We start from the raw sequence: 10,228 nt of genomic DNA, 5'->3' as shown, positions 1-10,228 counted from the left end.
CCCCCCCCCCCCCCCCCCCCCCCCCCCCCCCCCCCCCCCCCCCCCCCCCCCCCCCCCCCCCCCCCCCCCCCCGCTACAGGGTCGAAGCAGGCACCGGATCACTTGATCCGGAACCGCCCATTGGCGTGATCGCCGATCTGCCGTGGCAGGTCTTCTTCCCAGGCGATGTAAGCGGCACTGGCCTGGGTATTGCCCTCATGGCGGTCATGCAGCCAGAACAGATAATCGACCCGCAGCCCATCCTCCAGCGGCCCGTCGACCACCTCGATGCCCGCCGCCTGCCAATCGCGCACCCCGGCGTTCACCACATACACTGGCAAGCCGGCCTGGCTCAGGTCCCGGGCGACGCCGCGAGCCAATTCGAGCGCCTCGGCGAACACCAGCACCCGCTCGGCGCCTTGCAACTGTGCCGGCAACGCCTGCAAGCGCGAGCGGTTGACCCACTGCGCACCCTGGGGGTGGGCCTGCTTGAAATCACCGCTGCGGTCGGCGCTCAAGGCCACGGCGCCCTCGCTCAGCCACTGCGCGGCAGTCTGCGCATTGATGTGCTCGATACCGCTCCAGTCGGCCTGCGGCAGTGGCCGCGGCACGGCGTTGGCGGCGATGCCGATCAGCACGCTGGCTTCCCAGCCCAACTGCTGCAGCCAATGGGCGGTGGTGATGGCGCGCACACCGTCTTCGTCGTTGAGCACGATGCGCGCATTGCGTGTGCCCGCCCATAGGTCCAGCGCCTGCACCAGTTGGCCGCCCGCCACATGGAGGGCATCGGCGCGGTGGCTGTGGGCGAATTCCTCGCGGCTGCGCACGTCGAACACATAGGTAGTGCGCTCGGCGTCGGCCTGCCAGCGGCTCAGCGTCTGCTCGTCGATGAACTTCAAGCCATGCCGCGCCGCCAGGGCATGGGCGCGCTGGATCGCCTGTTGCCGGGCACCGACGCTCAGGCCCGAGTAGCGGGTCGAATCGTTGTTGACCGTCGACAGCCCGGCCAGGCGCCAGCCCTGAGTACCGCCGGACAGCGCCACCACCTTGTTCGGCACCCCGGCGTTGATCAGCGTCTGCGCGCCGACGATGCCTCGGGTACGGCCTGCGCACGAGACCACCACCAGGGTGTCCGGCGACGGTACCAGGTCATCGAAGCGGTACAGCAGTTCGGCGCTCGGCACGCCCCGGGCGGTAGGCACGTGGAAGCGCTGGTATTCCTCCAGGGTGCGGCTGTCGAGCAGCACGTAATCGGCTTCATCGATGATCAAGCGTTGCAGCTCGTCCGGGGCGATGGCCGGGGTGTGCAGGCTGTGCTCGACGCATTCGGCGAAGGCCTTGCTCGGCACGTTGATGCCCTGGAAGGTCGCCAGCCCGGCGCGCTGCCAGGTCTGCAGGCCGCCGCCCAGCACGTGCACGGCGCTGTAACCGAGGTCGCCGAGCAACTGCGCGGCATGCAGGCCATGGCGGTCGTGCTCGGCCAGCAGCACCAGACGCGTGGTCAGGCGCGGCACCCGCGAGGGCAGCTCGGTTTCCAGCAGGCTGTAGGGCACGTTGATCGCCAGCAGCGGGTGGTCTTCACCGAACAGGCCTTCTTCGCGGATGTCGACGAATGCCAGTTCGGCGCCGTCGTCCAGCCAGTGTTGCAGGGTGTCGAGGGTGATCAGCGTGGCGTTCGTGGCGCTGGTTTCAATCTGAGGATGGGCGCTCATGCTCGTTCCTTGTCGCAAGTGAGGGGTCATAGCCGCAGGCCGGCCTGGTGCAGAAGCGGGAGAATGTGTTCGCCGAAGTACGCCAGCTCTGGCTGGTAGTCGACGAAGCACAATTGCAGGCCGTCGCAACCGGCGGCCTTGAGCTGGATGATCTGTTCAGCGATCTGCGCCGGGGTGCCGATCAGTTGAATGTTGCCGCCGACGATGCGCTCGTCGCGCTGATGGCCGCGCCAGGAGCGGCTGTCGCCGGTGGCGTGGGTATGAAAGAAACCGTCCACTGCGGCGTCGTCGACTTGATCGAGAATCGCCTGGTACACGGCCCATGCCTCGGCCTCGGTATCGCGGGCGATGATCATCGGGTTGACCAGGGTACGCACGTCACGGCCGATGGCCGCCGCCGCGTCCTTGACCTGGCGATTGATCGCCGGCAGGGCTTCGATGGCCGCGGCGAAACTGGCGCCGGCCGGGCTGGTGACGAAGATCAGATCGGCCTGGGCCACGGCGTGCTGGATGCCCGCCGCCGAGCTGGTGGCGCTAACGATGATCGGCCGGCCGTGCACCGGCTTGGGCGTCACGAAGGCCTTGTTCAGCTGCCACTGCTCGCTGTGGTAATCGAAGTTCTCGTCGCTGCGCCACAGCGTCTGCAGGATGTCGACATACTCGCCGGCCAGCGCGTAGCGGCGGTCATGTTCGATCTGCTGCTGGCCGAACATGGCCCATTCATCCTGGCGAAAGCCGGTGACCAGGTTCAGGCCCCAGCGCCCACCGGACATGTGGTCCAGGGTGGCGCCGAACTTTGCCAGGTGCAGCGGATGCCAGGGGCCGTAGAACACATGCACGGTGGAGATCAACAGAATGCGTTCGGTGATCGCCGCCAGGCCGGCGCTGGTCATCAACGTATCGAGGGCGGTCTCGCGATAGCGCATGTCGCCGCCGAAGCCGCCCTTGGACAGCCAATGGGCCGGGCCGAACACCAGGTCGAAACCCAAGGCCTCGGCCTGCTGGGTCAGGGCGGCGTTGTAGTCGAAGGTCCAGTCGGTGTCCCGTGGGTAAGCGGACATGGTCCAGCCACCATTGTGGATCGGCAGGAACAACCCCAGCAGCAACGGCTGGCGCAGGGCCTGGCCGAGTGGGCTGTGGGCGGGCAGAGGCAGCAGAGGCGTGGGCACGGGGTCAGTTCCGGTAGTCGGGTTCGCGGCGGTCGAGCAATCGGCGCAGGGCTTCGAAATGCAGCTGATAGCCCGGCTTGTAGCTGCTGCTGGCGGCGTCGTGCAGGGGCGTGTTGTGGATCTGCTCCTGAACCTTTTCGACCTGGGCGCTGCTCAGGCCGCGCAGCGGCTGGCCGGTCCACAGCGCATAAACCTGCAGGCGTGCGGCGCGCTCCAGGGTGTAGAGGCGGTCGTAGGCTTCGGCGACGCTGCGGCCGGTGACCAGCACGCCATGGTTGCCCATGAACAGGATGCTGCGCTCGCCGAGGATGTCGGCCAGGCGCCGGCCCTCGGACGGGTCGCGCGCCAGGCCGTCGTAGTCTTCGTCGTAGGCGATCTGGTCCACCAGTTGCGCTTCGATATGGCCCACGGCATGCAAGTGCTGGTCACGCAGTCGGGTCAGGGTGCTGACGTAGGGCATGTGGGTATGCAGCACTGCGGCATGCTTGGGATGGGCGGCATGGATCGGCGCGTGGATGCAATAGGCCGAGCGCTGAATGACGCCTTCACCGCTGATCTGCCGACCGTCGAAGCCGATTTCCATCAGTTCGCTGGCGTTCACCTCCGCCCAATGCAGGCCGAAGGGCGGCAGCAGAAAGCTATCGACGCTACCGGGCACGGCCACCGTGAAGTGGTTGTAGATGCCCTCGCTGAAGTCGTGCCACACGGCCAGGCGGTGGGCGGCGGCGAGGTCCTCGCGGGCCTTGCGCTGGGCTGAAACGGGGTCGGCGAGAGCGCCTGAGTGGGCTTGCGAAAGAACAGTCATGCGGGCGCTCCGGAGGTGGCGTCATAGAGGTGGCAGGCAACCTGGTGCCCGACTTGCAGGGTTTGCAGGCGCGGCGCCTGTTCGCGGCAACGCTGATGGACGTGCGCGCAGCGCGTATGGAACCGGCAGCCGCTGGGCGGCGTGAACGGGCTCGGCACGTCACCGGTCAGCACCTGTTTATCGGCGGCGCGGCTGCGGCTTGGGTCCATGATCGGCACGGCGGCGATCAGCGCCTGGCTGTAGGGATGGGCCGGGCGTTGCCAGAACAGCGCGCGATCGCCGATCTCGACGATCTCGCCCAGATACATCACGGCAATGCGGTCGGCCAGGTACTGCACCACCGACAGATCGTGGCTGATGAACAGATAGGCAACGCCCAGTTGCTCCTGCAGGTCGCACAGCAGGTTGAGGATCTGCGCCTGCAGCGAGACGTCCAGCGCCGATACCGGCTCGTCGCAGACGATCAGTGCCGGGCGCGGCGCCAGGGCACGGGCGATCACCACGCGCTGGCGCTGGCCGCCGGACAGTTGATGGGGCAGGCGGCCGGCGAGGTCCGGGTGCAGACCCACCTGTTGCATCAGTTCGGCTACGCGTTGCTGGCGTTGCTGACGGTTGAGCTCGCCACGGGCGCGCAGCGGCTCGGCGATCGAGTCGAACAGGCTCAGGCGCGGATCGAGGGCGCTGGATGGGTCTTGAAAGACCATCTGTACATCCTGACGGCGGGCCTGCAACTGGCGCCCGGACAGGCGCGCAAGGTCGGTACCCTTGACCCGTATCTCGCCCTCGCTGGGCTTGACCAGATGCACCAGGGTGCGCCCCAGCGAGGATTTGCCGCAGCCTGATTCCCCCACCAGGCCGAGGGTCTGGCCGGCGTCGAGATCCAAGTTGACGGCGCTCACCGCATTGAGTTCGCCGCGGGCGGTGGGGTAGCGCACCGACAGATTGCGCACTTCCAATAAACGCTTCATGCCATGGCCCGGTGCAGCCGCTGTGGCGCTTGATGAGGATGATGGCAGGCCACGGCGGCCCATTGGCCGGGCAACGCCTGCAGCTGCGGCAACTGCTGGCAGCGCGTGTCGGCATGCTCGCAGCGCGCGGCAAAGGCGCAGCCTGCCGGCAGTTGCGAGAGCATCGGGACCATACCGGGGATTTCCTTGAGGCGCACGCGGCGCTTGCCGGGGTCGAGCGCCTCGAGTTGCAGCGCCGGGCGTGCGCCGATCAGGCCGCGGGTATAGGGGTGACGCGGGTGGGCGAAGAGGCCGTGCACCGGTTGCTCTTCGACCTTGCGCCCGGCATACATGACCATCACCCGGTCGGCGCTTTCGGCGACCACGCCGAGGTCGTGGGTGATCAGGATCAGGCCCATGCCCAGCTCGCGCTGCAGGCTGCCGAGCAGGTTGAGAATCTGCGCCTGGATGGTCACATCCAGGGCCGTGGTCGGCTCGTCGGCGATCAGCAGCGACGGGCCGCCGGCGAGGGCCATGGCGATCACTACGCGCTGGCGCATGCCACCGGAGAAACGATGCGGGTAGTCGTCCAGGCGCTTGTGCGGTTCCGGAATGCGCACCCGCTCCAGCAGTTCCACCGCGCGGGCCCGTGCCTGTACGCGAGGCAGTGACTGATGGGCCTGAATGGCTTCGATCAACTGGTCGCCGATGCTCATCACCGGGTTGAGTGCCGACATCGGGTCCTGGAAAATCATGCCGATGTGGCGCCCGCGAATAGCGCGCATGGCGCGTTCGTCGAGGCCGCTGAGCTCCTCGCCGCGGTAGCGCACCGAACCGCTCAGGCGCGCCTGGCTGCCATGCAGCAGGCGGGTCAGCGCCAGCGCCGTGACCGACTTGCCGCAGCCGGACTCACCGACGATGGCCAGGGTCTCGCCGGCGTGCACTTGCAAGGACAGATCGTTGACCGCGATCAGCGGCGTGCTCGGCGTGCCGAATTCCACGCGCAGGTTGTGTACGTCCAGTAAAGGGGCGTTCATCGTGCTTCCGTCCGCGGATTGAGCAGGTCGTTGAGGCCGTTGCCCAGGTACATGAAGCCCATCACCGCGAAAAAGATCGCGCCGCCGGGGAGCGCCGTCATGTACCAGGCGGTGCGCAGGGAGGAGCGTCCGGCGCCGACCATGCTGCCCCACGAGATCACGCTGGGGTCGCCGAGGCCGAGAAACGACAGCGACGCTTCGGTGAGGATCGCCTGGGCGATAAGGATCGAGGTGGCGACGATCACCGGCGAGAGGCTGTTGGGCAGGATGTGCCGCCAGATGATCGCCGGATGGCGGATGCCCATGGTCAGGGCTGCGCTGACGAAATCCTGCTGCCGCACGCGCAGCGCTTCGGCCCGCACCAGCCGGGAAATCTGCGGCCAGGAGGTGATGCCGATGGCGAACACGATGCTGCCGATCGAGGGCTGCAGGATCACCACCAGCAGGATCGCGAAGAGGAAGCTGGGCATGGTCTGGAACAGTTCGGTCAGGCGCATCAGGCAGTCGTCGAGCCAGCCGCCGGCATAGCCGCTGACCACGCCGACGGTGGTGCCGATCAGCACCGACAGGCTCGCCGCACCGACCCCGACCAGCAAGGATACGCGCGCGGCATGCAGCATGCCTGCAGTGAGGTCGCGGCCGAGCATGTCGGTGCCCAGCGGGTAGCGCGGATTGCTGCCCGGCCATTGATTGGCGCGGCCGACGATATCGAACGGGTCACCGGGGTACAGCCAGTTGGCGAGCAGCGCGGCAAGGCTGATCAGCAGCAGAATCGCCAGCCCCAGCAGCAGCGCGCGGGAATGGCCCAGGCGCAGGATCGTTTTCATGAGCGAATCTCGATACGCGGGTCGAGCAGGGCGTAGAGCAGATCGACCAGCAGGTTCATGAGGATCACCAGGAACGAGCTGCACAGGAAGATGCCCAGCAGCAGGTTGATGTCGCGCTGGAACACCGCGTCGAACGCCAGACGCCCCAGCCCGGGCCAGGAAAATACTGTCTCGACCACGATCGAGCCGCCCATCAGCGAGCCCAGTTGCAGGCCGGTGACGGTCACCAGCGGCAGCAGTGCATTGCGCAGCACGTGGCGCACGGCCACGCGCGCTTCGCTGATGCCCTTGGCGCGGGCCGTGCGGATGAAATCCAGGCCATAGACTTCGAGCATCGCCGAGCGGGTCATGCGCACGTAGATCGAGAGGTAGAAGAACGACAGGCTCAGGGCCGGCAGGGCCATGTAGCGCACCCGGTCGACGAATGTGGCCCAGGTGCCATCGACGCCGCCGATGGTCTGCATGCCGGCCGAGGGCAGCCAGCGCAGGTTGATCGAAAACACCACGATCAATATCAGCCCGACCCAGAACACCGGGGTGGCGAAGCCGATGGTCGACAGGGTCGAGATCACTTCATCCGGCCAGCGTCCGCGATAGCGCGCGGCCACCGCGCCGAGGGCGATGCCCAGCACCGCGGCGATGACCACGGCCACCAGCATCAAGGTCAGGGTGGCGGGTACGCGGTCGGCGATCAGCTCGGCCACCGGCATGCTGTTGCGGAACGAGTAGCCCAGGTTGAGGTGCGCGAGGTTGTCCAGGTAGCGGCCGAACAGCACGTAGCCGGGGGCGTCCAGGTCGAACTGCTGGCGCAGCTGGGCCATGTATTCCGGGGTCGCCGCGCCGGACTCGCCGGCCATCACGTCGACCATGTCGCCAGGCGCCATGCGCAGCAGCAGGTACGAGGACAGCACGATGATCAGGGCTACCGGCAGCAGTTGGGCGAGCCGGCGCAGCATGTATTTGCCGAGGGCTCGCACGTCAGATCACCGGGTCCGCGCCGCCGTTGACCGGGATGATCGCGCCGGTGATGTAGCTGGCCCGCGCGCTGGCGAGGAATACGGCGAGGTCGGCGACTTCTTCGGGACGGGCGAATCGGCCCAGGGGAATCTGCGCCTCGGCATCTTGCAGCGCTTGCTCCTTGCTGATGCCGCGGCGGGTGGCTTCGAGGCTGATGGCCTGGTCGACGCGGCCGGTGTAGGTGAAGCCAGGGTTGATGGCGTTGATGCGAATGCCATGGCGGGCGTAGTGCTTGGCCAGGCCCACAGTGGACAGCAGCAGGGCGGCGTTGGCCGAGCCCCCGGGCAGGTGGGTGGCGGTGGGATGTTTGCCGCCGGTGCCGACGATGTTGACGATGGCCGCGCCCTGTAGCGGCTGGCCGCTGGCTTCGGCCCTGGCCAGCAGGCGCTTGAGCACCGCATCCTGGGTATGGATGGTGGGGAAGAACTTGGCGTCCAGCGCCGCTTGCCAGGTCTGCGCGTCGAGCAACTCGGGCTCGGTACGCTTGGCCGCACCGGCGCTGTTGACGAGGATATCGATCGGTCCTTGGCGGGTTTCGGCATCGGCAATCGCCGCTTCGGCCGCAGCGGCGTCGCTGAGGTTGGCACTGATCACCTGCACCTGGATGCCGGCATGGGCGAACTGGCGCCGGGCTTCTTCGAGGGTGGCCGGGTCGCGGGCGATCAGACTCAGGCGCGCACCTTCGGCGGCGAACGCATGGGCGATGGCCAGGCCGATGCCCTTGCTGGCGCCGGTGATGACGACGTGCTTGTCAGTGAGTTGCAGGTGCATGGCAGTGCTCCGTTAGGGCGCGATGGACACGTCTTTGAGGGATGACAAGGCACCGTCCGGCTCCACGCTCACACCTTGCAGGCGCTTGCTGTAGACGGTGAAATTCTGTTGTTCGAACAGCGGCACCACGGGCAGGTCACGCTGGGCGATGCGCTGGAATTCGTAGAAGTCCTGCTGGCGCCGCGTCGGGTCGATCTCGCCTTGCAGGGCGGCGATGACCTTGTCCATGGCCGGGCTGCTGTAGTTCGAGGCGTTGCTCCACGGCACACCAGGGGTGATGTTGGCAGTGGAGTACTGGCGCAGGCCGCCGATCTGCGGGTCCATCATGGGGACCCAGCGGCCGGTGTCGATATCGAAGTCATAGTCGCTGTAGACACGCTTGATGAACCCAGCCAGATCCTGGGTACGCACGTTCACGTCGATGCCGACTTTCTTCAGGCTCTGGCGGATGAATTCGGACTGGTTCTTGAAGCCTTCGTGGAACGGCTGGTAGTCGATGTTGATGCGAAAACGCACGCCATCGGCCTGGCGAGGATAGCCAGCTTCATCCAGCAGCTTGTCGGCCGCGGCGATGTCGAAGGGGTACTGTTGCACGCCGTCGGTGGTGTAGAAATTCTTCAGCGATGACGGTACCGGTCCGGTCGCGGGTTTGCCCAGGCCGTACCAGACCACGTCGATCAACGCCTGCTTGTCGATCGCCTGATCGATGGCCTGGCGCACCTTGAGGTTGGCCAGTATGGGGTTGCGCAGGTTGAATTCGAGGAACACGTAGGCGGCGGAGGACTCGTAGCCACGTTTGGCGACCACCAGTTCGGGGTTGTGGCTCAGCCGTTCGACGTCGCTGAAGGGCACCGAATCGTAGGGCGAATACTGCACCTCGCCGGTCTCCAGTGCGGCGGCGCGCGAGCTGGCGTCGGGGATGATGCGGAACACCAGTTTGTCGACCTTGGGCTTGCCGGCGTCCCAGTAATCCGGGTTGCGTGTCAGCTCGATGTACTGGCCGCGCTCCCATTTGACGAACTTGAACGGGCCGGTGCCGATCGGGTCGAGGTTGTGCGGATTTTTCAGAATGTCGGTGCCGGCATACAAGTGCTCCGGCAGGATCTGCGCTTCGTTGGCGTTGATCGAGCTGAGGATCACCAGCGATGGCTGCTTGAGCTTGAACACGGCGGTGTACGGGTCGGGGGTCTGCACGTCTTCGAGGGCCGCGAAGGTGGTGCGGCCGCGGGGGTGGACCTTTTTCCAGACCTCCAGGGCGGAGTATTTGACGTCGGCCGAGGTGAAGGGCTGGCCGTCATGCCATTTGACCCCGTGGCGCAGGTGGAAGGTGATGCTCAGGCCGTCCTTGGCGATGTCCCACGACAGCGCCAGGCTCGGTTGCGGCTGCATGTTCTGGTCATAGCTGACCAAGCCTTCATAGATATTGTTGGAGACCACGCCATTGGGGAAGTTGGTGTTGAAGCTCGAGGTCAGGGCTACCGGCTCTGGCTGCACGATGGCGGTCAGGGTCACGGCCATTGCCTGGGCGCTGCCGAACAACGTGATCAAACCGGCGGCGATCACGGGCACACCACTACGGCGAAGGGATGACAGGTCGAATCTCATTGAAGATATCCAGTCAGGCCCGCGCAGATCGTTGGCGGTCTGCTTTGCGTGGCGACTCCAGAAGAAAACGATTGGCGATCGGGGCGATCTGCGCAGGGGAGCCGGTATTCCGGTGTGGTCACGCTATAGAGTCAGGTTATGGATCGCCAATATCGTTAGTGCATATTCTTAGGCGATGTGGGTTATTCGAAATAAGCGCGGGTTGGGGATATAAGCTTATTCCTTGGGTGGTTATTTCTGACTTGTCGTTTTTTTGGGATCGGGGTGGTTCTGCTTTCGAGTCGGCCTTGGGGTCGCCGCCCCCACCATTGGCCCCTCGCTGGCGCGAGGGGTTCCCGCGTGGAGGCACGCTTGCGCAG

At 66.2% G+C, this 10,228-nt stretch carries 9 protein-coding genes; all 9 read right to left on the bottom strand.

Translation table 11 applies throughout. The features are described from left to right. Positions 1 to 98: 98 nt before the first annotated feature. Genes AC3WJP_RS28880 through AC3WJP_RS28840 form a run of 9 tightly spaced genes read right to left on the bottom strand, consistent with a single transcriptional unit; the run spans position 99 to position 9,869 of the window. Entirely contained in the window at positions 99 to 1,691 is a 1,593-nt protein-coding gene (locus AC3WJP_RS28880; protein WP_493723003.1) for a rhodanese-like domain-containing protein, read from the bottom strand. Between the two features lie 26 nt (positions 1,692 to 1,717). Further along, the gene (locus AC3WJP_RS28875) at positions 1,718 to 2,860 is read right to left on the bottom strand and encodes an LLM class flavin-dependent oxidoreductase (RefSeq protein WP_493723002.1); all 1,143 of its coding nucleotides are present in this window, start codon (positions 2,858 to 2,860) and stop codon (positions 1,718 to 1,720) included. Positions 2,861 to 2,864: 4 nt separating this feature from the next. Further along, positions 2,865 to 3,665 carry a class II aldolase/adducin family protein gene (locus AC3WJP_RS28870; RefSeq protein ID WP_493723001.1) on the bottom strand — a complete coding sequence of 267 codons (801 nt, stop codon included), beginning with the start codon at positions 3,663 to 3,665 and terminating at the stop codon, positions 2,865 to 2,867. Beyond that, entirely contained in the window at positions 3,662 to 4,633 is a 972-nt protein-coding gene (locus tag AC3WJP_RS28865; RefSeq protein ID WP_493723000.1) for an ABC transporter ATP-binding protein, read from the bottom strand. Before AC3WJP_RS28865 ends, AC3WJP_RS28870 begins: the two co-directional genes overlap by 4 nt. Further along, complete coding sequence (locus AC3WJP_RS28860; protein ID WP_493722999.1) at positions 4,630 to 5,649, bottom strand: ABC transporter ATP-binding protein; 1,020 nt, start codon at positions 5,647 to 5,649, stop codon at positions 4,630 to 4,632. The genes AC3WJP_RS28865 and AC3WJP_RS28860 overlap by 4 nt, the downstream gene beginning before the upstream one ends. Then, on the bottom strand, positions 5,646 to 6,476 hold the full coding sequence (locus AC3WJP_RS28855; RefSeq protein WP_493722998.1) for an ABC transporter permease: 831 nt from the start codon (positions 6,474 to 6,476) through the stop codon (positions 5,646 to 5,648). The genes AC3WJP_RS28860 and AC3WJP_RS28855 overlap by 4 nt, the downstream gene beginning before the upstream one ends. Beyond that, complete coding sequence (locus AC3WJP_RS28850) at positions 6,473 to 7,453, bottom strand: ABC transporter permease (RefSeq protein ID WP_493722997.1); 981 nt, start codon at positions 7,451 to 7,453, stop codon at positions 6,473 to 6,475. Before AC3WJP_RS28850 ends, AC3WJP_RS28855 begins: the two co-directional genes overlap by 4 nt. A 1-nt stretch (position 7,454) precedes the next feature. Beyond that, the gene (locus AC3WJP_RS28845; protein WP_493722996.1) at positions 7,455 to 8,264 is read right to left on the bottom strand and encodes an SDR family oxidoreductase; all 810 of its coding nucleotides are present in this window, start codon (positions 8,262 to 8,264) and stop codon (positions 7,455 to 7,457) included. A 12-nt stretch (positions 8,265 to 8,276) separates the two neighbouring features. After that, positions 8,277 to 9,869 (bottom strand): ABC transporter substrate-binding protein, encoded by a 1,593-nt coding sequence (locus AC3WJP_RS28840; protein ID WP_493722995.1) that lies wholly within the window; start codon positions 9,867 to 9,869, stop codon positions 8,277 to 8,279. Positions 9,870 to 10,228 lie beyond the last annotated feature (359 nt).

This window comes from Pseudomonas sp. GW821-FHT01A09 (genome assembly GCF_058986725.1).
The sequence above is the reverse complement of the archived record's forward strand: the minus strand, read 5'-3'. Positions and strand labels throughout refer to the sequence as shown.